This window comes from Burkholderia sp. 8Y (assembly GCF_902506145.1).
In the GTDB taxonomy this organism is placed as follows: Bacteria; Pseudomonadota; Gammaproteobacteria; order Burkholderiales; family Burkholderiaceae; genus Caballeronia.
Genome location: NZ_LR733548.1, coordinates 53,374 through 79,534, shown reverse-complemented (window position 1 = coordinate 79,534; position 26,161 = coordinate 53,374). Strand labels below are relative to the sequence as shown.

General features: G+C 65.7%; 24 protein-coding genes. 14 read left to right on the top strand and 10 right to left on the bottom strand.

Going from position 1 to position 26,161, the window contains the following annotated elements:
* Positions 1 to 340: 340 nt before the first annotated feature.
* From GV035_RS28135 to GV035_RS28100, 8 genes are all read left to right on the top strand, one after another.
* Positions 341 to 709 carry a response regulator gene (locus tag GV035_RS28135; protein WP_159839251.1) on the top strand — a complete coding sequence of 123 codons (369 nt, stop codon included), beginning with the start codon at positions 341 to 343 and terminating at the stop codon, positions 707 to 709.
* Entirely contained in the window at positions 702 to 1,325 is a 624-nt protein-coding gene (locus tag GV035_RS28130; protein ID WP_159839249.1) for a chemotaxis protein CheC, read from the top strand. The genes GV035_RS28135 and GV035_RS28130 overlap by 8 nt, the downstream gene beginning before the upstream one ends.
* An 11-nt stretch (positions 1,326 to 1,336) precedes the next feature.
* A complete protein-coding gene (locus GV035_RS28125; RefSeq protein WP_159839247.1) occupies positions 1,337 to 2,278 on the top strand; it encodes a GGDEF domain-containing protein in 942 nt (313 codons plus the stop codon).
* Between the two features lie 211 nt (positions 2,279 to 2,489).
* Positions 2,490 to 3,338 (top strand): presqualene diphosphate synthase HpnD, encoded by an 849-nt coding sequence (gene hpnD, locus GV035_RS28120; RefSeq protein ID WP_159839245.1) that lies wholly within the window; start codon positions 2,490 to 2,492, stop codon positions 3,336 to 3,338.
* Positions 3,338 to 4,624, top strand: a complete 1,287-nt coding sequence (gene hpnE / locus GV035_RS28115) for a hydroxysqualene dehydroxylase HpnE (RefSeq protein WP_159839243.1) — start codon at positions 3,338 to 3,340, stop codon at positions 4,622 to 4,624. The genes hpnD and hpnE overlap by 1 nt, the downstream gene beginning before the upstream one ends.
* Positions 4,624 to 6,603, top strand: coding sequence for a squalene--hopene cyclase (gene shc / locus GV035_RS28110; RefSeq protein WP_159839241.1), 1,980 nt, complete (start codon positions 4,624 to 4,626; stop codon positions 6,601 to 6,603). The genes hpnE and shc overlap by 1 nt, the downstream gene beginning before the upstream one ends.
* 89 nt (positions 6,604 to 6,692) lie before the next feature.
* Positions 6,693 to 7,349 carry a phosphorylase gene (locus tag GV035_RS28105; protein WP_236572899.1) on the top strand — a complete coding sequence of 219 codons (657 nt, stop codon included), beginning with the start codon at positions 6,693 to 6,695 and terminating at the stop codon, positions 7,347 to 7,349.
* A 119-nt stretch (positions 7,350 to 7,468) separates the two neighbouring features.
* The gene (locus GV035_RS28100; RefSeq protein ID WP_159839237.1) at positions 7,469 to 7,942 is read left to right on the top strand and encodes an acyl-CoA thioesterase; all 474 of its coding nucleotides are present in this window, start codon (positions 7,469 to 7,471) and stop codon (positions 7,940 to 7,942) included.
* A 56-nt stretch (positions 7,943 to 7,998) separates the two neighbouring features.
* Here GV035_RS28100 and GV035_RS28095 read toward each other — a convergent pair whose 3' ends face one another.
* Together GV035_RS28095 and GV035_RS28090 are read right to left on the bottom strand one after the other, a co-directional pair.
* Complete coding sequence (locus GV035_RS28095) at positions 7,999 to 9,015, bottom strand: MlaA family lipoprotein (RefSeq protein ID WP_236572893.1); 1,017 nt, start codon at positions 9,013 to 9,015, stop codon at positions 7,999 to 8,001.
* Positions 9,012 to 11,669 (bottom strand): MMPL family transporter, encoded by a 2,658-nt coding sequence (locus tag GV035_RS28090; protein ID WP_159839235.1) that lies wholly within the window; start codon positions 11,667 to 11,669, stop codon positions 9,012 to 9,014. Before GV035_RS28090 ends, GV035_RS28095 begins: the two co-directional genes overlap by 4 nt.
* 261 nt (positions 11,670 to 11,930) lie before the next feature.
* Here GV035_RS28090 and GV035_RS28085 point away from each other — a divergent pair, with 261 nt between their 5' ends.
* On the top strand, positions 11,931 to 12,548 hold the full coding sequence (locus tag GV035_RS28085; protein WP_159839233.1) for an MlaC/ttg2D family ABC transporter substrate-binding protein: 618 nt from the start codon (positions 11,931 to 11,933) through the stop codon (positions 12,546 to 12,548).
* Between the two features lies 1 nt (position 12,549).
* Here the strand turns inward: GV035_RS28085 and GV035_RS28080 are convergent, their stop codons facing one another.
* Together GV035_RS28080 and GV035_RS28075 are read right to left on the bottom strand one after the other, a co-directional pair.
* Positions 12,550 to 13,188, bottom strand: coding sequence for a response regulator (locus tag GV035_RS28080; RefSeq protein ID WP_159839231.1), 639 nt, complete (start codon positions 13,186 to 13,188; stop codon positions 12,550 to 12,552).
* Entirely contained in the window at positions 13,178 to 14,590 is a 1,413-nt protein-coding gene (locus GV035_RS28075) for a cache domain-containing protein (protein WP_159839229.1), read from the bottom strand. Before GV035_RS28075 ends, GV035_RS28080 begins: the two co-directional genes overlap by 11 nt.
* A 160-nt stretch (positions 14,591 to 14,750) precedes the next feature.
* Here GV035_RS28075 and GV035_RS28070 point away from each other — a divergent pair, with 160 nt between their 5' ends.
* From GV035_RS28070 to GV035_RS28055, 4 genes are all read left to right on the top strand, one after another.
* The gene (locus GV035_RS28070; protein ID WP_159839227.1) at positions 14,751 to 16,835 is read left to right on the top strand and encodes a carbon starvation CstA family protein; all 2,085 of its coding nucleotides are present in this window, start codon (positions 14,751 to 14,753) and stop codon (positions 16,833 to 16,835) included.
* A gap of 17 nt (positions 16,836 to 16,852) precedes the next feature.
* On the top strand, positions 16,853 to 17,047 hold the full coding sequence (locus GV035_RS28065) for a YbdD/YjiX family protein (RefSeq protein ID WP_159839225.1): 195 nt from the start codon (positions 16,853 to 16,855) through the stop codon (positions 17,045 to 17,047).
* A gap of 142 nt (positions 17,048 to 17,189) precedes the next feature.
* Positions 17,190 to 17,429, top strand: a complete 240-nt coding sequence (locus tag GV035_RS28060; RefSeq protein ID WP_159839411.1) for a type II toxin-antitoxin system Phd/YefM family antitoxin — start codon at positions 17,190 to 17,192, stop codon at positions 17,427 to 17,429.
* Positions 17,426 to 17,821, top strand: coding sequence for a type II toxin-antitoxin system VapC family toxin (locus GV035_RS28055; protein WP_201304083.1), 396 nt, complete (start codon positions 17,426 to 17,428; stop codon positions 17,819 to 17,821). The genes GV035_RS28060 and GV035_RS28055 overlap by 4 nt, the downstream gene beginning before the upstream one ends.
* 67 nt (positions 17,822 to 17,888) lie before the next feature.
* On the opposite strand, the gene hpnH is transcribed toward GV035_RS28055, so the two are convergent.
* The 3 genes from hpnH to GV035_RS28040 are packed head-to-tail and all read right to left on the bottom strand — an operon-like array spanning position 17,889 to position 20,273.
* Positions 17,889 to 19,043 carry an adenosyl-hopene transferase HpnH gene (gene hpnH / locus GV035_RS28050; protein ID WP_159839223.1) on the bottom strand — a complete coding sequence of 385 codons (1,155 nt, stop codon included), beginning with the start codon at positions 19,041 to 19,043 and terminating at the stop codon, positions 17,889 to 17,891.
* A gap of 13 nt (positions 19,044 to 19,056) precedes the next feature.
* The gene (ispH, locus tag GV035_RS28045; protein WP_159839221.1) at positions 19,057 to 20,028 is read right to left on the bottom strand and encodes a 4-hydroxy-3-methylbut-2-enyl diphosphate reductase; all 972 of its coding nucleotides are present in this window, start codon (positions 20,026 to 20,028) and stop codon (positions 19,057 to 19,059) included.
* Between the two features lie 56 nt (positions 20,029 to 20,084).
* Positions 20,085 to 20,273, bottom strand: coding sequence for a hypothetical protein (locus GV035_RS28040; RefSeq protein WP_159839219.1), 189 nt, complete (start codon positions 20,271 to 20,273; stop codon positions 20,085 to 20,087).
* Between the two features lie 194 nt (positions 20,274 to 20,467).
* On the opposite strand from GV035_RS28040, the gene GV035_RS28035 reads away from it, so the two are divergent.
* The gene (locus tag GV035_RS28035) at positions 20,468 to 21,670 is read left to right on the top strand and encodes a glycosyltransferase (RefSeq protein ID WP_159839217.1); all 1,203 of its coding nucleotides are present in this window, start codon (positions 20,468 to 20,470) and stop codon (positions 21,668 to 21,670) included.
* Between the two features lie 18 nt (positions 21,671 to 21,688).
* On the opposite strand, the gene GV035_RS28030 is transcribed toward GV035_RS28035, so the two are convergent.
* From GV035_RS28030 to hpnA, 3 genes are all read right to left on the bottom strand, one after another.
* Positions 21,689 to 22,219, bottom strand: coding sequence for a hypothetical protein (locus GV035_RS28030; protein WP_159839215.1), 531 nt, complete (start codon positions 22,217 to 22,219; stop codon positions 21,689 to 21,691).
* Between the two features lie 219 nt (positions 22,220 to 22,438).
* Positions 22,439 to 24,685, bottom strand: coding sequence for an NADP-dependent isocitrate dehydrogenase (locus GV035_RS28025; RefSeq protein WP_159839213.1), 2,247 nt, complete (start codon positions 24,683 to 24,685; stop codon positions 22,439 to 22,441).
* A 338-nt stretch (positions 24,686 to 25,023) separates the two neighbouring features.
* Entirely contained in the window at positions 25,024 to 26,034 is a 1,011-nt protein-coding gene (gene hpnA / locus GV035_RS28020) for a hopanoid-associated sugar epimerase (protein WP_159839211.1), read from the bottom strand.
* Positions 26,035 to 26,161 lie beyond the last annotated feature (127 nt).

Here is a 26,161-nt window from a genome sequence, read left to right as displayed (position 1 = left end):
GCCGTTAGAGCGGGTGCCGGACATAACCGAGCTCGCGCTGCGAGCGGTGGACTCGAAACATCGCACGTCGAAGGCCGCGCGAGCGCGCAGGTCTAAAGGCACCACGACGCCAACCAGACGCTCGGATGCGCGTTCGCCGCGAACGGTTCCATCGCGCCAGGACGAAGCGCACCGCGCCCTGTGCATTCGCGTTCGAAGACGCCCGCCAACTCTGGCCGGCGATGAAAACGCCGCCTCTCTCCCTAAAGATTTCCGCAGCCGCGCCGTTAACGCCCACGAGAGCATGCCGTGTAGGCCATGTCTTCCCGTCAGCAACGAACGCTCACCGATTCGACCGACCATGCCTTTGCCGATTGTCATTGCCGATGATTCCCTGCTCGCGCGCAAGGTGTTGACGCGCGCACTGCCCGAGGACTGGGACGTCGATATCTCCTACGCGACGAATGGACGCGAAGCGCTCGCGCTGTATCGGGCGGGCCGCGCATCCGTCCTGTTCCTCGACCTGACGATGCCGGACATGACCGGCTATCAGGTGCTCGATGCCTTGCAGCACGAAGACCTCAACACGTTCGTGATCGTCGTGTCCGCCGATGTGCAGCCGTTGGCGCAGGAGCGCGTGCGCGCACTCGGCGCCATCGCGTTTTTGCCGAAGCCCGTGACGCCCGAGGCGCTGCGTCCCGTTCTGAAGGAGTACGGTCTCCATGGTTGAACCCGCCCTCAACGAAGACCAGCGCGACGCGCTGCAGGAAGTCGCCAACATGGCGATGGGCCAGGCCGCGACGCGCCTGTCGAAGCTGCTCGGCACGTTCATCGAACTGTCGGTGCCGCGCGTGCGCGTGGTAAGCGTGGCCGAAGCGTCGGCGGCGCTGCGCGAAATGACGGGCATCACGGACGCCGTGACCGCCGTGCGGCAGGGCTTTCGCTCCGACATCAAGGGCGAGGCGATCGTGCTGTGCAAGAGCGGCAGCGTGGATGACCTCTGCGCGCTCGTCGACGATCCCTACACGAAGTCCACCTACGAAGCGACCACGCGCACCGAACTCGTGTTCGACGTCGCGACGGTGCTGATCGGCGCGTGCGTGTCGTGCATTCTCGACCGCCTCGGCCGCGCGCCGATTTTTTCCCCGCCGGGCATGCTCGGCGCGGAACTCGCGCTGGAAGAAGTCTTTCAGCCCGCGATGCTCGCGTGGAAAACGGCGCTGCTGCTCGAAGTCAACTTCGCGCTGGAGGACCACAGCTTCCGCGCGCATCTCGTGATGCTGATGGCCGAAGACGCCATTGCGCATCTGAACGAGGCGCTCGACGCGCTTCTTTCCAGCTTCTGACCCGCGCCGACATGGAACAACTGCGGCATGTGCTGAGCGAACTGGTGATCGAGCGCGTGGGCTTCGGCATTTTCGTGCTCGACCGCGATCTCAACGTGCTCATGTGGAACCGCTTCATGGCGGACCACAGCGGCAGGACGGCCGAGCAGGTCACGGGCAAGTCGATTTTCGCGAGCTTTCCGGAACTGCCGCGCGTGTGGCTCACGCGCAAGGTCGAAAGCGTGTTTCAGCTAGGCAGCTTCGCGTTCAGTTCGTGGGAGCAGCGGCCGTATCTCTTCAAGTTCGATCACGACCGGCCCATTACCGGCGGCGTCGACTTCATGCAGCAGGACTGCACGTTCATGCCGCTCACGCACGAGCGCGAAGTGCGCGCCGTCTGCGTGACGATTTCCGATGCCACGCACGCGAGCATGATGCAGCGCGCCCGCGACGAAGCCGTGGCGAAGCTCCAGGAATTCGCCGATCGCGACGGGCTGACCGGCATCGCGAACCGGCGTTATTTCGAGCTGCGCATCCGCGACGAATTCTCGCGCTGGCAACGCTACGGCGGCGATCTGTCGATGCTGCTGTTCGATCTGGACCACTTCAAGCGCATCAACGACGAGTTCGGCCATCTGGTCGGCGACACGGTGCTGCGCGTGATGGCCGAGCGCGTCGCGGCGGCGGTGCGCGTGCAGGACGTGTTCGGGCGCTTCGGCGGCGAGGAATTCGCGCTGCTTCTGCCGTGCACGCATTTCGAGGACGCGATGATCGTCGCCGAGAAAGTTCGCCGCGCGATTTGCGAAACGCCCATCGACGTGCAGGGCGCGCGCGTGCCGGTGACGGCGAGCGTCGGCGTCGCGTGCGCGCGGCGCGAGGTGACGTCGTCGTACGAGGCGCTCATCAACGAGGCCGACGCCGCGCTGTACGTGGCGAAGCGCGAAGGCCGCAACCGCTGCGCCGGCTTCGCCTGATCGGGCCGCACGCGCCGCCGCAAGGCGCAACCGCCGCGAATCATTGGTATACTCCTAGCCGCTTCCGGCGCAGTTCGCAGCCGCCGCGCGCCGGCCGTCTCCTTCGGTCATTCCCTCTCAGCGCCACGTCGTTCCGCGCGCTTCCCGGGATCGTCGGAACCGGCGCCCGATCTCTTAATTTGCCCTTGGGGGCGCCACAGCGGAGTCCGTCTTGGCCGTTTCCAATTTCATCGCCGACGAAACCACCACCGACGCCGCGAAGGCATCGTCGGGAAGTTCGTTCTACCTCGCCATGCGCATCCTGCCGGCTGCGCAGCGCGACGCGATGTACCAGATCTACGCTTTCTGCCGCGCGGTGGACGACATCGCCGACGAAGGCGCGCTGCCGCGGCGCGAACGCGCGCTCGCGCTCGACGGCTGGCGCGAGGACATCGACGCCTGCTATCGCGGCGCGCCCAAGCGCACCCTCGAGGCGCTCACCCGCCACATCCACGCGTTCCACCTGTCTCGCGACGACTTCCACGCCGTGATCGACGGCATGGCGATGGACGCCGCCGGCGACATCGTCGCGCCCGACGAAGCCACGCTGGATTTGTATTGCGACCGTGTCGCGAGCGCGGTCGGGCGGCTGTCGGTGAGAATCTTCGGGATGCAGGAAGACGCGGGCCGGCGGCTCGCGCATCACCTCGGGCGCGCGCTGCAACTGACCAACATCCTGCGCGATATCGACGAAGACGCCGCCATCGGCCGCGTCTATCTGCCGCGCGAACTGCTCGCGCGCGAAGGCATCGCGACGACCAGTCCGGCGGCGATCGTCGGCGATGCGCGCCTGCCGCGCGTGTGCGCGGTGCTCGCCGAGCGCGCGAAAGGCCACTACGCGCAGTCCGACGCGATCATGGCGGCGTCGCCGCGCCACGAGGTGCGCGCGCCGCGCATCATGTCGGCGGCGTATCGCACGGTGCTCGACGCGAACCTGAAACGCGGCTTCGACCTGCCGCGCACGCGCGTGCGTACGCCGCGTGCGCGCCTGTTGTGGATCGTCGCACGCAATCTTCTCTGATGTCCCGGCTCGTACACGTCGTCGGGGCCGGTCTCGCCGGCCTCGCCGCCGCGGTGCAGGCGCAGCGGCGCGGCGCGCGCGTCGTCCTGCACGAGTCCGCGCCGCACGCCGGCGGCCGCAGCCGCTCGTATTTCGACGCCAAGCTCGGCATGACGGTCGACAACGGCTGCCATCTGCTGCTGTCGGGCGATCACGCGACGCTCGCCTATCTGCGCGCCATCGGCTCGGCCGATAGCGTGAGCGGCCCGACGCAGCCCGACTATCCGTTCTTCGATGCGGCGAGCGGGCAGGCGTGGACGCTGCGCATGACGCCGGGTCGCCTGCCGCGCTGGGTCTTCGACGCCGAGGCGCGTCTGCCCGGCACGCAGCCCGCCGACTATCTCGCCATGCTGCCGCTTTTCTTTGGCAAGCCGGGGCGCACCGTCGAGCAATCGCTGCGCGCGCGCGGCCGCGTCTGGGATCGGCTCGCACGGCCGCTGTTGCGCACCCTCCTCAACGCGGACCCCTCCGAAGCCAGCGCGACGGTCGCCTCGAATCTGCTGCGCGAGACGCTCGCGGCGGGCGGACAGGCGTGCCGGCCGCTCGTCGCGAAGAACGGCCTGGCGCACGCGTTCGTCGAGCCCGCGCTACGGCTTTTGCAATACGGCGGCGCGGATATCCGGCTCGGCGCGCGGGCCACGGGCATCGGCTTTTCCGGCACGGATTCGAAGGAACGGGTAAGCTCGCTCGCTTTCGAGGGCGCGGGCGAGCCTGTCGCGCTCGGCGCGGGCGATGGCGTCGTGCTGGCCGTGCCGCCCGACGCGGCGCGCGCGCTGCTGCCGGAGATCGTCGCGCCCGATGAATTCCGCGCGATCGTCACGGTGCACTTCGCCGTCGATGCGCCGATCGGTTCGATCGGCGCCGAGCGGCTGACGTTCTTCGTGAACGGCGCGGCGGACTGGCTGTACGCGAGCGATGGCCGGCTGACGGCCACCATCGTCAGCGCGGATCGCCTGCTCTCGACGCCGCACGAGGACATCGCGGCGGCTGTCTGGCGGGACGCAGCCAACGCCGTGCGGATGCCGCCCGTGCCGATGCCGCCGTGGCAGGTCGTCGCCGAAGAGCGCGCGACCTTCGCGGCGGTGCCCTCGCAGGAAGGTTTGCGGGCCGCGACGCGCACGCGCTGGCCCAATCTCACGCTCGCGGGCGACTGGACGGCCACCGGCCTCCCCGCGACGATCGAAGGCGCGATCCGCTCCGGCCAGAAAGCCGCGGACGTGCTGTTGAACCCATCGATGGAACGCTGATGAACGATTTGTCCCTGTCGGCCGTGGGCGCGCCGGCGTCGCACGCCGCGCTCGACCACGCCGTCACCCACGCCACCGACGCGCTGCTCGCGGCGCAGTTTCCCGAAGGCTACTGGCTCTACGAGCTTGAAGCCGACGCAACGATTCCCGCCGAATACGTGCTGCTCGTCCATTACCTCGGCGAGACCGCTGACGCGAAGCTGGAAGCGAAGATCGGCCGCTATCTGCGCCGCATTCAGCGCGAAGACGGCGGCTGGCCGCTCTTCAGGGACGGCGCGATGGACGTCTCGGCGACCGTGAAGGCGTACTTCGCGTTGAAGATGATCGGCGATTCCCCCGACGCGCCGCACATGCAGCGCGCCCGCCAGGCCATTCTCGCGGCGGGCGGCGCGGAGAAGGTGAACGTCTTCACGCGCATTCTGCTCGCGCTCTTCGGCGTGGTGTCGTGGCGCGCGGTGCCGATGATGCCCGTCGAAATCATGCGCCTGCCGATGTGGTTTCCGTTTCACCTGTCGAAGGTCTCGTACTGGGCGCGCACGGTGATCGTGCCGTTGCTCGTGCTCAACGCGAAACGGCCGGTGGCGCGCAATCCGCGCGGCGTGCGTATCGACGAAGTGTTCGTCGAACCGCCCGTGAACACCGGCATGCCAGAGCGCGCGGGGCATCAGAGCCGTGGCTGGTTCACGTTTTTCCGCGTCGTCGATACCGTGCTGCGCGCGACCGACGGCGCCTTCCCGAAGGCCGGCCGCGAGCGTGCGATCGCGGAGGCCGTGCGTTTCGTCGACGAGCGGCTGAACGGCGAGGACGGGCTCGGCGCGATTTTTCCGGCGATGGCCAACTCGGTCATGATGTACGACGTGCTCGGCTATCCGCCGGAGCATCCGAACCGCGCGATCGCGCGCAAGTCGGTGGACAAGCTGCTCGTCATCGACGAAGCGGACGACGGCGAAGCCTATTGTCAGCCGTGCCTGTCGCCCGTGTGGGACACGTCGCTCGCCGCGCACGCGCTGCTCGAAACCGGCATGCCTAAAGCGCGCGCGGCGGTGGCGCGCGGGCTCGAATGGCTGCGTCCGTTGCAGATTCTGGATGTGCGCGGCGACTGGATTTCGCGTCGCCCGAACGTGCGGCCCGGCGGCTGGGCGTTCCAGTTCGCGAACCCGCACTATCCGGATGTCGATGACACCGCCGTCGTCGCGATGGCGATGGAGCGCGCGGGCCGCGAAAACGGCACCGCCATGTTCGACGAGGCGATTTCGCGCGCCCGCGAATGGGTCGTCGGCATGCAGAGCAGCGATGGCGGCTGGGGCGCATTCGAGCCGGAGAACACGCAGTACTACCTGAACAACATTCCGTTTTCGGATCACGGCGCGCTGCTCGACCCGCCGACCGTCGACGTGTCCGCCCGCTGCCTCTCGATGCTCGCGCAACTCGGCGAAACGCCCGCGAACAGCGAACCGGCGCGCCGCGCGTTCGACTACATCGTGAAGCATCAGGAGCGCGACGGAAGCTGGTACGGGCGCTGGGGCATGAATTACGTCTACGGCACGTGGTCGGCGCTCTGCGCGCTGAACGCGGCGGGCGTCGCGCCGACGGACTCGCGCATGAAGCGCGGCGCGGAATGGCTCATCGGCATTCAAAACGCGGACGGCGGCTGGGGCGAGGACGGCGAGAGTTACAAGCTCGACTATCGCGGCTACGAACAGGCGCCGAGCACCGCGTCGCAGACGGCGTGGGCGCTGCTCGGGCTGATGGCGGCGGGGCTCGTGGAGCATCCGGCGGTCGCGCGGGGCATCGACTATCTCGTGCGGACGCAGCAGGCGCATGGCCTGTGGGACGAAACCCGCTTCACCGCGACGGGCTTTCCGCGCGTCTTCTATCTGCGCTATCACGGCTATCGCAAGTTCTTCCCGTTGTGGGCGCTCGCGCGTTACCGCAACCTGACGCGCGAAGGCGAGACGCGCGTGACGGCGGGCATGTGAACGCACGCGACCCACGTTCCGCCGCGCTCTCGCGTGCCTCGGGCGCTTCCGGCGCTTCGGGCGGCGCGCCGGTCGTCGCGGTGACGGGCATGGCGTTCGAGGCGAAGATCGTGCGCGGACGCGGCGTCGATGCCGTGTTCGCCGCGCGCGCCGACTGGCTCGAACGCGCGCTGTCCGATGCCGTCGCGCGCGGCTGTTCGGGCATCATCAGCTTCGGCACGGCAGGGGGGCTCGCGCCGGATCTGGAGCCGGGCGCGCTGATCGTCGCGCAGAGCGTGTCGGGGCCGTTCGGCACCTTGCCGACCGATGCCGCGTGGTCCGCGCGCATCGTGGAAGCGTTCGCCCACACGTCGCTTGCCCGCATCACGCGCTGCGGCCCGATGGCGGGCGTCGCCGCGCCGGTCACGAGCGAGTCGGACAAGCGGTCGCTGCATTCGTCGACGGGCGCGCTGGCGGTAGATATGGAATCGCATATCGCTGGCGCGATCGCGACGGCGCGCGGCTTGCCGTTCGCCGTGTGCCGCGCGGTGGTCGATCCGGCGTGGCGCACGCTGCCGCCCGCCGCGACTGCCGGCCTGCGCGACGACGGCACGACCGCCATCGGTCCGATTCTGCGTGAGCTCGCGCGTCAGCCGTCGCAGATCGGCGCGCTGCTGCGGCTGGCAGGCGACGCACGCGCCGCCCGCGCGACGCTGGTTCACGCGCGCCATGCGCTCGATAAGGCGCGGGCGCTTTCTTTCGACTAGCGCGGCTCGTTAGTCTTGCTTTCTGCGGGTTAACCCTCACGTTGGTTATAATCAGGGAAAACCCTAGTTTGGCTGCCGACCGTACGCAGCCATCGCAGGAACGAAAGAGGAAGCGCACCATGAATTTTCACACTCGCAAGTGGGTCAAGCCGGAAGACCTCAACCCTAACGGCACCTTGTTCGGCGGCAGCCTGCTGCGCTGGATCGACGAAGAAGCCGCCATCTACGCCATCTCTCAACTGGGCAACCAGCGCGTCGTGACCAAGTTCATGTCGGAGATCAACTTCGTCAGCTCGGCGCGTCAGGGCGACATCATCGAACTGGGCATCGCCGCGACGAACTTTGGCCGCACGTCGATCACGCTGCGCGCGGAAGTGCGCAACAAGATCACGCGCAAGAGCATTCTGACCGTCGAGAAGATGGTGTTCGTCAATCTGAACGAGCAGGGCGAACCGGCGCCGCACGGCCGCACGCAGATTCGCTATGCGGACGAGTTGTTCGAAGCCTACCGGCGCGATCAACCGGCGGTGGAAGCGCCGAAAGCATCCACCGATGAAATGAGTCTCGAAGAAATCGCCGACGCGGCGCATTGAGACAGAAACGGGCGCGTGAGCGCCCGTTTCGTTTTGCAGCAGTACCGGCAGCGGCTTTACTTGCTTTGCGCCGGATCTTCGTACTGAGGAAGGCCCTGCGCCTTGCTCCAATTGGGCGACGGCGCGCTCGGTGTCTCGCCCGCGCCCGGTGCCGGCGATTTCGGCCCCACGCCGCCCGCAGGCGATGCCGCCGCGCCCGGATCGACATAGTTCGGCAAGCCTTGCTCGCTGCTGCCGCTGCCGGGCGTGCTGGCTCCTTGCGGCGCGCTGGCGCCTTCCGGCGCGCTGGCGCCTTCCGGCGCGCTGGCTCCTTCGGGCGCGCTCGCGCCTTCGTCGCCGTAATCGGGCAGCGTCGCCGACGTGCCGCCGCCCGTCAGCAGATACTGGCGGCGCTGCGTGTAGGCATCACGCACGAACGCATATTTGTCGAGCGCCGCTTGCGAGAGCAGATCGGTCGCGCCGAGCAAGTCCGCGCGCGCGCTCACGAAGTTCACCCCATACAGCGGCCAACGGAGTTCGGCGTCCGCATAGCTCACCGGATTCACCCGCCAGTCGACGAGCCAGGTCGTCGAATCGCGCACCGAACTCGGACCGAGCAGCGGCAGCACTACATACGGCCCCGACGGCACGCCGTAGTGACCGAGCGTCAACCCGAAATCCTGATGATGCTTGGGCAAGCCCGCAGGCGATGCAATGTCGATCAGCCCGCCGATGCCGAACACGGAGTTCATCGCGATACGCATCAAGTCTTCCGTGGCGTCCGTGATCTTCAACTGCAGCAGGTTGTTCGCGAAGTTGCTGAAATCGCCCAGATTCGAGAAGAAGTTGCTGACCGCCGTGCGGAACGGGCTCGGCGTCCAGTTCACGTAAAACTGCGCGACCGGGCGGGCCACGTACGTGTCCACACTGTCGTTGAACGTGAAGATGGTCCGGTTCATCGGTTCGAGCGGATCGTGCGGATTGCGGTCAGGACCCGTCGCGCAACCAGCCATCAGAACTGCGCCTGCCACGGCGAGACTCGTCGCCAGCTTGCGAAGCGCAGCAGCGGCAGGCGCCGCTGGAGCCATTGTCATTCTTCAATTCCTCTTAGATTGTCATGCCGCTGGCTCGCACGCAGCCTCGCGCGGTCCGCCGCGCGCACCTTGCGCGGCTTGCCCATCAGCACCGGCTGAAACACCACGGCGCCGATCAGCGTGCACAGGAGCGACAGCGCCAGCAGCCGTCCCATGCTCGACGTGCCCGGGTGATGCGAAAACCAGAGACTGCCGAAAGCCGTGGCGGTGGTGGCCGCGCTGAACATCACGGCGTGCGTGAGGCTCGATTGCAGAAGGCGCGTCTGCCCTTGCCGCCATGCCATCACGAAGTAGATCTTGAACGCGACGCCGACGCCCAGCATCAGCGGCAACGCGATGATGTTCGCGAAGTTGAGCGGCATGCGGAAGACGACGCACAACTCCAGCGTCACGATCGCCGAAACGAGCAACGGTACCAAAGTTCGCAGAACATCGCCGAAACGACGCAGCGCGATCCAGAGCAGCACGGTGATGGCGATAAGCGAATACAGCGCGGCATGCTCGAACGCGGCGATGATGACCTCGGCGGAATGGCGCACGGAAATCGGCCCGCCGATCGCGTTCGGCTCGACGCGCTGCACGGCGTCCGCAAAGTGCGCGAGCAGCGTGTCGTCGTTCGGATCGACGCCCGGCGGCGCTTTCGGCGAGACGTTCACGAGCGCCTGACCGGCCGGCGTCACCCATGACTCGACCATCGCGGGCGGCAGCGTCGCGCGCGCGATTTCGCTCGGCTGCAACAGCGCGCGAAGCTGCGCGAGCGCGAGGCGCAGCGGCTCGGCCATCGCGTGCTCGGCGCGGTCGCGCGTGGCGGCATCGGCTTGCGCGAGCTTCGCTAGTGTCGCCGACAGATGCTTCGCTTCGGGCGCGCCTGTGCCGGGATGCTCGTCGGCGGCGAGCGAAAGCTGGCTCGAAACGCGCTTGAGCGTGGCGACGCGCACCGCGTCCGTCACGGGCGACGCCACCGGCTGATCCAGCGCGGGCAGCAGTTGAGCGGCGGCGGCCTGGATCAGCTTCAGCTTGGCGGGCTGATCGGCGGGAATGAGCGACGAAAGCGTCGTCGCGCGTTCCACTTCCGGCAGCGTGTCCAGCTTCGCGGCGATGCGGTCCGCGTCCGCGAGCGAGGGGGCGAGCACGGCGACATCGTTGACCGCGGCTTCGGGCGAGTCCTTGAGCGAGATGAGCGTCGCCATCGACTCGGTGCGCGGGTCTTTCAGATGCAGCGGATTGAAGTCGAAGCGCAAGTGCCAGAGCAGCGGCAGCGCGCCGATCACGACGACGAGTGTGCCGATCAGCACCGGCTTGCGATTGCGGTCGAGGAATTCATCGACGGGCGCGAGCATCGGAAAGCCGGGCGCTTTCGGCTCGCCGGGCGGCGCGAAAACCTTGATGAGCGCGGGCAGCAGCGTCATGTTCGTCACGTACGCCACGAACATGCCGACGCCCGCGATCAGCCCGAGCTCCGACACGCCGCGATACGCGGTCGGCAGGAACGAGAAGAAGCTCGCGGCCGTGGCGGTCGCGGCGAGCGTGAGCGGCACGGCCACATGCCGCGCGGTTTCGGCGAGCGAGACGTCGAGCCGTTTGTGCCGATGCCGCTCTTCGCGATACTTGACGCCGAACTGGATGCCGAAGTCCACGCCCAGCCCGACGAACAGCACCATGAACGCGACGGAAATCATGTTCAGCGCGTGGACCATCATGAGGCCCAGCGCGGCCGTCACCGACAGTCCGACGAACAGCGTGATGAACACCGCGAGGATCATGCGCTTCGAGCGCAGCGCGACCCACAGAATCATCAGCACGACGAGGAAAGTGAGCGCGCCGTTGAGCGCCGCGCCGTCCTGCACGGAGGCGAATTCCTCGTCGGCGAGCGGCTGCGCGCCCGTCAGATGCAGCGTCGCGCCGTATCGCTTGTCGAGGCCGAGCTTCGCGGCCACCGCGCGGATTTCATCGGACGTGCCGGCCGCCGCTTTCAGCGCGCTGAAGTTGAGCTGCGGCAACACGGTGATGAAGGCGCGACCGGGTCCGTCGCCGCCCGGATTGGCGACATCGCGCCACGAGAACGCGGCGGGCTGGTTCGCGAGCACGCGGTCCAGCACGGTCGCGCTGCGGCCGAGCAGATTGGCCATTTGGCCGAGATTGACCTGACCGAGCATCAACGGCACATTGAGCGTCGTGTTCAGCGTCTGCGCGAGGCCCGTGAGCGTGGGGTCGTGCGCCAGCGTGTTGATGAGCGGGCGCGCCTGCACGAGTTGCTTCGTGATCTGATCGACCTTGTCCGTCGGCAGATAAAGCAGGCCGTTGTGCGCGAAAAATTCGCCGCCTTCCGGCTGCGAGACCGACTTGAAGCGGTCCGGCTCTTTGGCGAGCGCGGCGGCGAGTTCGTTCGCGGCGGCATCGGCGAATTCGGCGGCGGGCGCTTCCACCACGATCAAAAGCGTGGCGCCGCGCTGCGGAAAGGCTTGCTCGATGGCGTCGCCGCGCGCTGCCCATTCGGGCTCGTTTTCGATCAACTGGCTGACGTCGGTGCTGATCTTGAAGTGGTGAACGACATAAATCGTGGAGAGGATGCCGAGCAAAATCGAAGCGGCGATAATCCACGCCGGCCGGCGAATGGCGAGCGTGACGAAACGGGTAATGTTGGACGTCAGCATGAAGACGCTACCTGGTGTGTCCTGTTATTTTCGCGGACCGCATGTCGCGAGCCGCGTGATGGCGCTGCCGGGTTCGCGCCGGCTTTCGCTTTGGCGGCCGAACCGCGAGTCCAACGACGACGGTTGATGCCGCGCAAGTATACCGGTGGAGACGGCGCGGTCGGGAGCGCGGTGAACTGTCGGCCCACTGGTCTGTCGATATACTGGCTCGACCGCCTCGCGAGTTGCGCCGAACAATTGGATCATTAGAGAACGGGTGCCATGAAACGCTATCTGTCTGTCTGCTTCGCTTTTCTCCTCGCCACGCTGTCGTTTTCCGGCGCGGCGGTCGCACAAACGAGCCCGGAGGCCGTCGTCAAAAGCGCGGTCGAAGGCACCGTCAACGCGATGAAGGCCGACCCGCAAGCGCGCGGCGGCGACATGGCGAAGATCACGCAACTCGTGCAAGCGCGCTTTTTGCCCGCCACGGACTTTCAGCGCACCACGCGCATTGCATTGGGCAAGGCGTGGGCCAGCGCCACGCCCGAGCAGCAAAAGCAGCTTTACGACCAGTTCCAGACGCTGGTCGTGCACACGTATGCGGCTTCGCTCGCGCAATTGCGGGATCAGGACGTGACGTTCCGCTTCGATCCACCGAACCTCGACGCGGGCGCGAAAGACGCCGTGGTCGAATCGCACGTCGTGTCGACGGGCGGCGACAACCCCGTGCGTTATCGCCTCGGCAAGACGGCGCAGGGCTGGAAAATCTACGACATCGACATGATGGGCGCCTGGCTTATCCAGGTCTATCAGCAGCAGTTCGCCGGCCAGCTTCAGAAGGGCGGCGTGGACGGCCTGATTAAATACCTGTCCGAACACAACGCGCGCTCGGCCGGCTGAACTAGCCGCGCCGATTCTCCACGGCGAACTTGATCAGCTCCGCCTGTCCATCGATGGACAGTTTGCGCTTCAGATTGAGCCGGTGCGTCTCGACCGTGCGGACCGACAGGCCGTGCTGCGTTGCAATCTGCTTGCTCGACAGGCCCTCTGCGAGCGCATCGAGAATATCGCGCTCGCGCGGCGTCAGGCGTTCGAGCGGCGTTTGCATCGCCTGAGCCTGAATCATGCGGGCGGCCAGTCCCGCGCTGAAGAAGGTCTTGCCGGCGAGTACCGCGTCGATCGCCTGAATGATTTCGGCGGCGGGCGAATCCTTCAGCACGTAGCCGCTCGCGCCCGCGCGCACGGCCTGCATCACGTATTCCACGTTGTCGTGCATCGAGAGCATCAGCACGCGAATAGCGGGGAAGCATTCGTGGAACCGCGCCGCCAGTTCGATGCCGCTCATGCCCGCCATGCCGACGTCCATCAGCACGAGATCGGGCCGGGTCGCTTCGTCGGCGGCGAGCGCGAGCGCCTCGTGGCCGTTGCCCGCTTCCCCGATGACCGACAGACGCGGCACGGCTTCGAGCCGCGCGCGCAGGCCGTCGCGCACGAGCGGATGATCGTCGACGAGCAGCAGTTGGGCGGGTTCAGGCGTCATCGGACAATCCTTGCAGAGTCGGGGCGGACAGCGGCAGCGGCACATGCGCCGTGAGCGCCGTGCGGCCCAGTTGCGACTGGATGGCGAGCGTGCCGCCGAGCGTGTCGAGCCGTTCGCGCATGTTGCGCAGGCCGAGACCGCTCGCCGGATCGGCGAGCGCGGATGGCGCGTCGAAACCGCGGCCGTTGTCGCTGACGACGAGCCGCACTGCGTTCGGCGCCACATCCAGCGCGAGCGTCGCCCGCGTGGCGCGCGCGTGCCGCGTAATGTTGTTCAGCGCCTCCTGCGCGATGCGAAATAGCACCGTATTGACCGGATCGGGCAGCGTGGACGGCTTGCCGCCCGCCGTCCGCTCGAAGCGCACTTCGATGCCGTCCTGCCCGTCCATCTCGCGCGCGAGTTGTTCCAGCGCGGCGGCGAGGCCGAGATCATCGAGCATCGTGGGGCGCAGCGCGTGCGAGATGCGGCGCACTTCGCGCAAAGTCGCGGCGAGACGCCCGAGGCCCGTGGCGAGCGCGGCTTCGGCGGCGGTCTCGCGCGCGGGCGCGCGTTCAAAGCGCGCGAGCGCCGATTCCAGCAGCAGCTTGACGGACACCAGCATCTGGCTGATGCCGTCGTGCAGTTCGCGCGACAGCCGCGCCCGCTCGTGCTCCTGCGATTCGACCACCTGCCGCGCGAGCCGCTTGAGCTTCGCGTCCGCGCTGCGATGCTCGCTGATATTGAGCACCGCGCCGCACAACGCAATCACGCCGAGCGCCGCCAGCGCAATGCCGCCGATCCACATCACGGTCCGGTCGATGTTCGCGGCGGCCTGACCGTCGATGCGCGTGAGCGCCGTCTCGACATCCTCCAGATAGATGCCGGTGCCGATCATCCAGCCCCAGCGTTCGAGCGGCACGACATACCCGAGCTTCGGCGCGAGTTGCCCGGTCGAGGGCCGCTGCCACACGTACCGCACGTAGCCGCCGCCCTTCGACGCTTCGCGAATCAGTTGCTGGATGGTCAGTTCGCCTGCGGGATCGCGCATGGTCCACAAGTCGCGCCCGACGAGGTTCGGCTGACGGGGATGCATCAGCGACTTGCCGTGCATCGTGTAGACGAAAAAATAGCCGTCGCGGCCGAAATCCAGACGATGCAGCGCATCGAGCGCAAGCTGGCGGCGTTCGTCGTCGCTGCGCGGATCGTCTGCCCGCGCGTCGTAGTACGGCGCGATGGCGCTCTTCGCCAGCTCGACATAATGCCGCAACTCGACTTCCTTGCTCGACATGTACGCCGTTTGCAGCGTCGCGTGCTGGGCGCGGGCGAGCGTCGTCGCCTGCTGGCGCACGCCATACTCGATCCCGCCGATGGCGAGCGCGAACGGCACGATGGCGAGCAAAACAATCTTGGCTTTCAGGTTCATGACGCTGGAACGTTCGATGCTCTACGTAGTACCGCGTAGAGCGCGTACGTAGTTGTCCGGTTGTGAGGTCCGGGACGAAGGCGAATACTACACGCCCGAGGCGCCCCACGGCTCGAGCCGCGCGGGCGGACATCCAAGACTTACTCAAAAAGGAGACACCATGAATCGGGCTTCCGGATTCCTGGTATGGATCGCGCTCGCGCTGCTGGGCGCGTTCGCATTCGGCACCATCGCGCTCGGGCACGGCGAGCGGGTCAGCGCACTATGGATCGTCATCGCGGCGGTCTGCGTGTATCTCATCGCGTATCGCTTTTATTCGCGCTTCATCGCGGGAACGGTGCTGAAGCTCGACGGCTTGCGCATGACGCCGGCCGTGCGCCACAACGACGGCCTCGACTACGTGCCGACCAACAAATACGTGCTGTTCGGCCACCATTTCGCGGCGATTGCAGGCGCGGGTCCGCTCGTCGGTCCGGTGCTGGCCGCGCAGATGGGCTACACGCCCGGCATGCTGTGGATTCTCGCGGGCGTCGTGTTCGCGGGCGCGGTGCAGGATTTCGTCGTGCTATTCATTTCGACGCGCCGCGACGGCCGCTCCCTCGGCGATCTCATCAAGATGGAACTGGGGACCGTGCCCGGCGTGATCGCGCTGTTCGGCGCGTTCCTCATCATGGTGATCATTCTCGCAGTGCTCGCGCTGATCGTCGTGAAGGCGCTCACGAATTCGCCGTGGGGCACGTTCACCGTCGCCGCGACGATTCCGATTGCGCTCTTCATGGGCATCTATACGCGCTTCATTCGTCCGGGGCGGATCGGCGAAGTGTCGATCATCGGCTTCGTGCTGCTGATGCTCGCGATCACCTACGGCGGACAGGTCGCGCAATCGCCGACGCTCGCGCCATTCTTCACGTTCACGGGCATTCAGCTGACGTGGATTCTGATCGGGTACGGCTTCATCGCTTCCGTGCTGCCGGTGTGGCTGCTGCTCGCGCCGCGCGATTATCTTTCGACGTTCCTCAAAATCGGCACGATTCTCGGCCTCGCGATCGGCATTCTGATCGTCGCGCCGGAACTGAAGATGCCCGCGTTCACGAAGTTCGTCGACGGCTCGGGTCCGGTCTGGGCGGGCAACCTGTTCCCGTTCCTCTTCATCACGATCGCGTGCGGCGCGGTGTCGGGCTTCCACGCGCTGATCTCGTCGGGCACCACGCCCAAGATGATCGACAACGAAGTGAACATGCGCTTTATCGGCTACGGCGCGATGCTGATGGAATCGTTCGTCGCGATCATGGCGCTCGTCGCCGCGTGCGTGATCGAGCCCGGCGTCTACTTCGCGATGAACAGCCCGGCCGCGCTGCTCGGCACCACGCCGGACGCCATCGCGCACACGGTGACGTCGTGGGGCTTCACGCTCACGCCGGACATGCTCACCTCGACCGCGAAGGCCGTGGGCGAGACCACCATCGTCGCGCGTGCGGGCGGCGCGCCGACGCTTGCCGTCGGCATGGCGGAGATTCTGCATCGCGTAATCGGCGGCCAGGCGATGATGGCGTTCTGGTATCACTTCGCGATTCTTTTCGAGGCGCTTTTCATTCTGACCGCGGTCGATGCCGGCACGCGCGCCGGGCGCTTCATGCTGCAAGACCTGCTCGGCACGTTCCATCCGGCGCTGCGCCGCACGGAATCGCTGGTGGCCAATCTGATCGCCACGGGCTTGTGCGTCGCGGCGTGGGGCTACTTCCTGTATCAGGGCGTGGTCGATCCGTTCGGCGGCATCAATACGCTGTGGCCGCTCTTCGGCATCTCGAATCAGATGCTCGCCGGCATCGCGCTGACGCTCGGCACCGTCGTGCTGTTCAAGATGAAGCGCGAGCGTTTCGCGTGGGTGACGATCATCCCGACCGTGTGGCTGCTCATCTGCACGCTGACTGCCGGCTGGCAGAAGATCTTCGACGCGAACCCGAAGGTCGGTTTCCTCGCGCATGCCGGCAAGCTGCGCGACGCGTTCGACGCGGGCAAGGTGATGGCGCCGGCGAAGTCGTTGCCGGAGATGCAGCGCATCATCTTCAACGATTACGTCGATGCCGCGCTGTCGGGTTTGTTCATGTTCGTCGTGGTGAGCATTGCGGTGTACGGCGTGCTCGTCGTGCTGCGCGCGCGCCGCGAGGCGCGGCCGACGGTGCGCGAAACGCCGTTCGAGCCGATGCCCACGGGCGGCGGCGCGACGGTCCGCGCGGGTCATTGACTTCTGGAGTGACCGATATGCTCAGCGATCTTCGACAGGCGGGACGGTATCTCGGCCAGGCAATGCGCCTGATGGTCGGCATGCCTGATTACGATGCGTACGTCACGCACATGCAGACCACGCATCCCGACAAGCCCGTGATGACGTACGCGGAGTTCTTTCGCGAGCGGCAGGAGGCGAGGTATGGGTCGGGGGCAGGGAAGTGTTGTTGATCTTTGACTGACGCTTGAAGGCAGTGAGTGCGAACGCGACGGTGAAAGCCGTCGCGTTTTTCTTTTGAGGTCGAAAAAGTCCGCTTTGCCTATTCCATCCGGCCGAGCCTAAAATGACCACCATCACGTGACTAGGGCGGATATCATGTCTCACAAGCGAGTGTCGAAATCAGAGTTCAAGGCAAAGGCGCTTGAATATTTTCGGCTCGTCGAATCGACAGGAGAAAGCATGATCGTGACGGACCATGGAAAGCCCGTGCTGGAAATCAGGCGGTATGACGACTCGGCGCTGACGCCGCTGGAGGAGTTGCGCGGCAGCGTGCTGTTTTGCGAAGACCCGTTCGAGCCGATCGGCGAGGACGACTGGGAGGCGTACCGGTGATCGTGCTGGACACCCATACGCTTCTATGGTGGGTCAGCGGAGGCGCACTGAGCAAGCAGGCGCGCGCGGCAATCGAGAAGGAATCAGGCGAACGGGGCGAGATCGTCGTATCGACCATCTCGGCTTGGGAAATCGCGCTGCTCGTGCGGCGCGGCAAGATCGGACTTTCCATGGACGTCGGCGACTGGATCGACAAACTGAACCGAATCGACGCCGTGCGTTTCATGCCGGTGGATAGCAGCATTGCCATCAAGTCGATCGACTTGCCGGGGCAGTTTCACAATGACCCGGCGGATCGCTTGATCGTGGCAACGGCGCGTGCGCTGTCGGCGCCCATCGTGACGAGGGATCGGTTGATCCGCGAATACGAGCACGTCAGGACGATCTGGTAGCCGCAAAAGAAAAAGGGCAGATGACCCTGCCATCCGCCCTTCGTCCTTATTACCGCTCAACCGAAACTCAATGCGCCGCTGCAGCCGTCTTCGACCCCTTGTTCTTCTGCGCCCGCCCGATCTCTTCCAGCTTGATCTCGACGTGCTTCGAGAACACGTACTCGGCCGGACGCTGCTTGTCGATCGGCAGTTCCTTCGCGTACGCGCCTTCCGTGCGCGGCCCGCGCATCGACACGCCGAGCGCCTTCAGCGGATGCGCCACGGTGTCCATCACGGCGGTCGCCTCGAAGCCGCTGTGGACCATGCAGTCCGCGCACTTCTCGTAGTTGCCCGTGCCGTACTTTTCCCACTCGGTGGTTTCCATCAGTTCCTTGAAGGTCTTCGCGTAGCCTTCGCCGAGCAGATAGCACGGACGCTGCCAGCCGAACACCGTGCGCGCGGGGTTACCCCACGGCGTGCACTGGTACGTCTGGTTGCCCGCGAGGAAGTCGAGGAACATGGCCGACTGGCTGAACGACCAGTTCTTGCCGTTGTTGCCGCGCTTGAAGATTTCGCGGAACAGGGTCTTGGTCTTGTCGCGGTTCAGGAAGTGCTGCTGGTCCGGCGCGCGCTCGTACGCGTAGCCCGGCGAGACCGTGATGCCGTCCACGCCCATCGGTCCGAGCGTGTCGAAGAACTGCGCGACGCGTTCCGGATTGGCATCGTTGAACAGCGTGCAGTTGATGTTCACGCGAAAACCGCGGCGCTTGGCTTCGCGGATCGCTTTCGTGGCCTTCTCGTACACGCCGTCCTGCGACACGGAATGGTCGTGCATGGCCTGATCGCCGTCGAGGTGAACGGACCAGACGAAGTACGGGCTCGGCTGGTAGTCGTCCATCTTCTTTTCCATCAAGAGCGCATTCGTGCAGAGATACACGAACTTCTTGCGCTCGATGATGCCCTTCACGATCTGCGGCATTTCCTTGTGCAGGAGCGGCTCGCCGCCCGCGATCGAGACGACCGGCGCGCCGCATTCGTCGACGGCGCCCAGGCATTCTTCCAGCGACAGGCGCTGGTTCAGGATCGGGTCCGGATAGTCGATCTTGCCGCAGCCGTTACACGCCAGATTGCAGCGGAACAGCGGCTCCAGCATCAGCGCGAGCGGATAACGCTTGTTGCGCGAAAAATGCTGGCGGGCGATATACGCGCCAACGCGGACTTTCTGAAGCATCGGAATAGACAATTGCGTCCTCTCCTTATTCTTCGCGAATCGCCGTGGCCGCCGTGGCCGACAGCGCGGCGAGCGGTTGCAGCAACTTCGCGGGGAGTTTGAATTCGACCTTTTCCTCGCGGCCGTTCATCGTCGTCACTTCGACGTGTCCGAATGCGCGCAGGGCATCGATCACATGTTCGACCATTTCTTCGGGCGCCGAAGCGCCCGCCGTGATGCCGACCGTCTGCGCATGCGCAAACCACTCGGGCTTGATCTCGGAACCGTCTGCAACCAGATAGCTCGGCACGCCGCTTTCGGTGCCGATCTCCCGCAGACGATTCGAATTGGAACTGTTGGTCGCGCCGACCACGAGCAGCACGTCCACTTGCGTCGACAGCTCGCGCACCGCAGCCTGCCGGTTCTGCGTCGCGTAGCAGATGTCGCGCGTGTCCGGCCCGACGATATCGCTGAAGCGGCGCTGCAAGGCATCGATGATGCCGCGCGTGTCGTCGACCGAAAGCGTCGTCTGCGTGACGTAGGCGACCGGCGTGTCGGACGGCAGCGACATCGTGTCGACTTCGGCTTCGCTCTGGACCAGCACGACGTTGCCGGGAATCTGACCGACGGTGCCTTCCACTTCCGGATGCCCCGCGTGACCGATCAGAATCAGCGTGCGTCCTTGCGATACATACTGCCGGCCCTGCACGTGGACTTTCGTCACGAGCGGGCAGGTGGCGTCGAGCACATCGAGACCGCGCGCCTCGGCATCGCGTTCGACGCTTCGCGCCACGCCGTGCGCGCTGAAAATAGCGACCGCGCCTTGCGGCACTTCATCCAGTTCTTCCACGAAACGCGCGCCCTTGCCACGCAGATTATCGACGACGTGTCGGTTATGAACGATCTCATGGCGCACGTACACCGGAGCGCCATGCCGTTCGAGCGCCCGATCGACGATTTCGATCGCACGGACCACGCCCGCACAAAAGCCGCGGGGTTGAGCAAGGATGATACGCATGTTCGAGCGAACTCCGACTAGCGCGGGTTTCGGGTTACGGGCGCGCGACTGACGCTTCAATTGCGAAGCATTGCATACGCAATGCCTGCAAAAGCCGGAAAGCACACCGGAAGAAGGACCGGTAAATTTGTCTGCGCGCCAAGGTTGGCCGTGTATTCTAACGCGTTCCCTTTTTGGGCGCTCGCTGCGCGGCGCTCGCGAAGGCGCGGCGGCGCCATGAAAATACGCCAGTTGGTCAAAGCCATTAAACTGTCGGACGCTCGGGGCGCTGCAAATGCCGCCGCATCGCGATTCGCGCGCCGTGCGAATGCTTGGCGGCTGGTTTCGGCAGGCCGCTCGCCGCCTGATTCGTGTGTCCTCCGTGCAACGTGTTCTTCGCCGTATCCCCGCGTGCATGAGTGCGCGGCCCGCACTGCGGTTCAAAGTCTTCGTCTAATTCATGCTACTGATCGCCTGGCTGTCATTTCTGATCTGGAACGTGCTGCTTTTCGCGCGCGGCGGGTTCTGGCGCGCGCAAGCCGCGCCCGCGCTTTCGGACGCGACCGTGCACGCCGTCGGCAACTCGGAGATCGCGCGACGCGGCGCGTGGCCCGCGCTCGTCGCCGTCGTGCCCGCGCGCAATGAAGCCGACGTGATCGGCCGCGCGGTCGGCTCGCTCTTGAAGCAGGACTACGCGGGCGCGTTCCACGTCGTCGTCGTCGACGATCACAGCACCGACGGCACCGCCGCCGCCGCGCTCGCCGCCGCCCGCGACCTCGGACTCGAAGACCGCCTGACCGTGCTGACCGGCAAGCCGCTGCCGCCGGGATGGTCGGGGAAAGTGTGGGCGCAGTCGCAGGGCATCGATGCAATCGACTCGCTGGGTCTTCCCGCCGAATTCCTGCTGCTCACCGACGCCGACATCTACCATCCGGCCGATGCCGCGACGCAGCTCGTCGCGCGTACGATTCTGGAAGACCGCGATCTCGTCTCGCTGATGGTGCGCCTGCGTTGCGACTCGCCGTGGGAGAAGGCGCTGATCCCGGCGTTCGTGTTCTTTTTCGCGAAGCTGTACCCGTTCGCGTGGGTCAACGACACGCGCAAGATGACGGCGGGCGCGGCGGGCGGCTGCATGCTCGCGCGCCGTTCGGCGCTGGCGGAAGCGGGCGGCATCGAATCGATTCGCGGCGAACTGATCGACGATTGCAGTCTCGCCCTGCGCATCAAGCATCGCGCGGGCAGGGCGGACGCGCGGCCCATTCGCCTCGATCTCGCGGAGCGCAGCGAGTCGCTGCGTCCCTACGACGACTGGCGCGAAATCTGGAACATGATCGCGCGCACCGCGTTCACGCAGTTGCGCTATTCGCCGCTGCTGCTGGCCGGCACGATGCTCGGCATGGCGCTGATCTACCTCGTTCCGCCCGTGTTCGCGCTGACATGGGGTGCGCGTGCGTGGCCCGCCTGCGCGGCCTGGGCGATGATGTGCATCGCCTACGGGCCGATGCTGCGTTACTACCGGCGGTCGTTGTTGTGGGCGCCGCTGTTGCCGTTCGTCGCGCTGTTCTACGTCTCCGCGACGTTCGGTTCGGCCGTGCGCTACTGGCGCGGCAAGGGCGGGCAATGGAAGGCGCGGGTGCAGGCGCCGACGCAGGAAGGTTCTTGACGGAAGGCGGCGTCGGACTTAGCGCCGCGTCAGCATCGCGTAGAGTTCGACGACCATATCCGGCGAAAACGTGAACGGCACCCAGCCGTGACCCGTGTGCCGCATGATGAGGAGGCGGTCGCCGTTCGCGTGCTTCTGCACCGCCATCACCGGATTCTTCGTCGCGGCGAAACGCCAGCCGGGCGCGACGCCCATCGGCTGTTCCACCGACATCGACGCCCGTACGTTCGACAACTCCTCGATCAACTCCGACACGCCCTCCGGATTCAGCAGCACCGACTTGCCCGCGATGGTCATCTGAATCGTGTCGCGGTCCGGGCGCGAAACCGTCAGCGCGGGCGGCGTCTCGGGCTCGGGGTCGGCGGGCGCTTGAGCGGTGAGCGCGGTTTCCTGGGCCTCGTCCGCGCGGGGCGGCGGCGGCGCGGGCGGCTCGGCCATGGCGTCTGTAGGAGATTCGTCGGCAGCGCCGATGACAGGGGAAACGGTGGCGGCCCGGAGGAGCGCATCGAGGCTCGACTCCAGCGCGCCGAGCTGGTCATGTAGATTCATGCGAAGTGGAATGTCTTGCGAAGCTGGCAGCGAGGCCAAGGATTTTACCCGCTCCCCTGCCTGCGAGCCGGCACACGTTGTAACCAAATGCTGTGAGTCGACGCGGGCTGAGTCGCCGCTTTGACGGAACGCTGCGAGGGCGTTCTGAGAGAAATCGCGTTGGCATGGACGCCAACGCGATAAGGAACGCGGGCGTCGCTGCCCGCGCCCCATGCCACGTTACTTCGACTGCGCCTGCGCGAGCGCGGCGTTGAGCGTCTGGCTCGGACGCATCACGGCGGCGAGCTTCGCATCTTCAGGCTTGTAATAGCCGCCGATATCCGCTTCGCTGCCCTGCACGGCGTTCAGTTCCTCGACGATCTTCTGCTCGCTTTCGGCGAGGCGCTTCGCGAGCGGCGCGAACAATTCGGCGAGTTCGCGGTCGTCCGTCTGATTCGCCAGTTCCTGCGCCCAGTACATGGCGAGGTAGAACTGGCTGCCACGGTTGTCGAGCTGGCCGGTCTTCGGCGACGGCCCCTTGTTGTTGTCGAGCAGCTTGCCGGTGGCGGCGTCGAGCGCCTTCGCGACGAGCTTCGCCTTCGCGTTGTTGCTCTTGATGCCGAGTTCTTCCAGCGATACCGCCAGCGCGAGGAACTCGCCGAGCGAATCCCAGCGCAGGTGGTTTTCCTGCACCAGCTGTTGCACGTGCTTCGGCGCCGAGCCGCCCGCGCCCGTCTCATACAGGCCGCCGCCCGCCATCAGCGGAACGATGGATAGCATCTTCGCGCTCGTGCCGAGTTCCATGATCGGGAACAGGTCCGTCAGGTAGTCGCGCAAGATGTTGCCGGTCACGGAAATCGTGTCGAGGCCGCGGATCACGCGCTCGAGCGTGTAACGCATCGCGCGCACTTGCGACATGATTTCGATGTGCAGCCCTTCCGTGTCGTGATCCTTCAGGTACTTCTCGACCTTCTTGATCAGCTCGTTTTCGTGCGGACGATACGGGTCGAGCCAGAACACCGCCGGCATGCCCGAGTTGCGCACGCGCGTGACGGCGAGCTTCACCCAGTCGCGGATCGGCGCGTCCTTCACGAGGCACATGCGCCAGATGTCGCCTTGCTCTACTTCCTGCGTGAGCGATTCGATGACTTCGTTCGTCGCGTTATCGACGATACGCGCGGTGCCGTCTTGCGGAATCTCGAAGGTCTTGTCGTGCGAGCCGTACTCTTCGGCCTTCTGCGCCATCAGGCCGACGTTCGGCACCGTGCCCATCGTGCGCGGATCGAATGCGCCGTTGGTCTTGCAGAAGTTGATGATTTCCTGATAGATGCGCGCAAACGTGCTTTCCGGAATCAGACACTTCGTGTCTTGCGGACGGCCATCGGCGCCCCACATCTTGCCGCCCGCGCGGATCATCGCCGGCATGGACGCATCGACGATCACGTCGTTCGGCGCGTGCAGGTTCGAGATGCCCTTCGCCGAATCGACCATCGCCAGTGCGGGACGATGTTCGTGGCACGCGTGCAAATCGCGGATGACTTCATCGCGCTGCGATTCCGGCAGCGCATCGATCTTCGAGTACAGATCGACGAGGCCGTTGTTGACGTTCACGCCGAGCTCTTCGAAGAGCTTCGCGTGCTTGGCAAACGCGTCCTTGTAGAACACCTTGACCGCGTGGCCGAAGACGATCGGGTGCGAGACCTTCATCATGGTCGCCTTCACGTGCAGAGAGAGCATGACGCCGGTCTTGCGCGCGTCTTCCATCTGATCTTCGTAGAACGCGATGAGCGCCTTCTTGCTCATGAACATGCTGTCGACGATCTCGCCTTCCTGAAGCTTGACCTTCGGCTTCAGCACGATGGTTTCGCCGCCTTTCGTCACGAGTTCCATGCGGACTTCGCGCGCTTTGTCGTTCGTGATGGACTTTTCGCCGTGATAGAAGTCGCCGTGCTTCATGTGCGCGACGTGCGTGCGCGACGCCATGCTCCATTCGCCCATGCTGTGCGGATGCTTCTTCGCGTAGTTCTTGACGGCGAGCGGCGCGCGGCGGTCCGAATTGCCTTCGCGCAGAACCGGGTTCACCGCGCTGCCGAGGCACTTCGAATAACGCTGCGCGATGGCCTTTTCTTCGTCGTTCTTCGGCTCTTCCGGATAGTTGGGCACCTTGTAGCCCTTGCCCTGCAATTCCTTGATCGCGGCGACGAGCTGCGGCACCGACGCGCTGATGTTCGGCAGCTTGATGATGTTGGTGTCGGGAAGCTGCGTGAGGCGGCCGAGTTCGGCGAGGTTGTCCGGCACGCGTTGTTCTTCGGACAGGAATTCTGGGAATTCGCCGAGAATGCGCCCGGCGAGCGAGATGTCGCTGGTTTCCACATTGACGCCGGCCGGAGCCGTGAACGTGCGGATGATCGGCAGAAAGGCGCTGGTCGCGAGCAGCGGAGCTTCGTCGGTCAGGGTGTAGATGATGGTGGGTTGCTGATTACTCATCGCTTGTCTCGACATCCAGAAACGGGTTGAAAAAGGACCGCCGGCTGCTGTGGACCTGCGCGGGCGCCGACGCGCCGCTGCGGCCGCACGCAACATGGTTGCTCGCGCCTTCCGGCATCAGTCCGCTATTTTGCCTGAATTTGAGGGCGTCGCGTGCGAACGAGGGCCTGCGCAGGCACTGAAAAACGGCTGTTTCCCCATTATTTCAACAACTTAGTTTTTTTAGGTCTTATACAAGAGTTGCAGCGCGGACGGCTCGCTGGACGCCGCCGGCGCAGTCGTCGTACGCAAACGCGTGCCGCCTCCCGGCCGTTCGCGGCTCGCGACGCCCGCGCGTCTCAGGTGCCGAGATAGCCGTTGGCGCGGAACCAGTCGAGCGCATCGCGCAATCCTTCGCGATACGGCCGCGCCTGATAACCTAGCTCCGCTTCCGCCTTCGCCGACGTGAAGTACATCTTGTTCTTCGACATCCGCAGGCCATCGACGGTGACGAACGGTTCCTTGCCGCTCACCTTCGCGAACATTTCCGCGCCGATGGCGAGCGGATACAGCGGGCCGCGCGGCAGCTTGATCGTCGGCGGTTTGCGGCCGACGAGCCCCGCGATATCCGCGAGCATCTGCTGGAGCGACAGGTTCTCGCCGCCGAGAATGTACCGCTCGCCGATCCTGCCGCGCTCGAGCGCGAGAAAGTGACCGTTCGCGACATCATCGACGTGCACGAGATTCAGCCCCGTATCGACGAACGCGGGAATCTTGCCCGTTGCCGCCTCGACGATGATGCGCCCCGTCGGCGTCGGCCGCACGTCGCGCGGGCCGATCGGCGTCGAGGGATTCACGATGACGGCAGGCAGCGCGTCGCTCGCGATCATCCTTTCCACCGCGCGCTCCGCCAGCACCTTGCTGCGCTTGTACGCGCCGATGGTGCTCGCCGCATCCGACGGCTTGGTTTCGTCGACGATCGCGCCGGAACGCGTGACCTTCAGCGTCGCGACGCTGCTCGTGTACACGATGCGCTCGACGCCTTCGGCGAGCGCCGCGCGCATCGTGGCCTCGGTGCCTTGCAGATTCGCGCGCTCGATCTCGCTCGGGTCCGGCGCCCAGATGCGATAGTCGGCGGCAACGTGAAACAGATAGCGCACGCCCTCGAGCGCCGCGCGCATCGACGCTTCGTCGCGCATGTCACCGACGACGATTTCCGCGTCGAGCGATTCCACGTTCTTGCGCGGACTCGTCGCGCGCACGAGCAGCCGCACGTCGAAGCCGCGTTCGATGGCGAGCCGCGCGAGCGCCGACCCGACGAAACCCGAGGCGCCCGTGATGAGCACGCGAGAGCCGGAAATATCAGTCATTCTTACCTCGTGAGATGCGCTGTGCGCGCGATCGTTCGTAACAAGTGCCGCGCGGAAAATCGCTGCCCGAAACGCCGCCGGGGCCGATGTGACAACGCGTTGCGGCTCGTGCTAAGGTCCGTGCCTG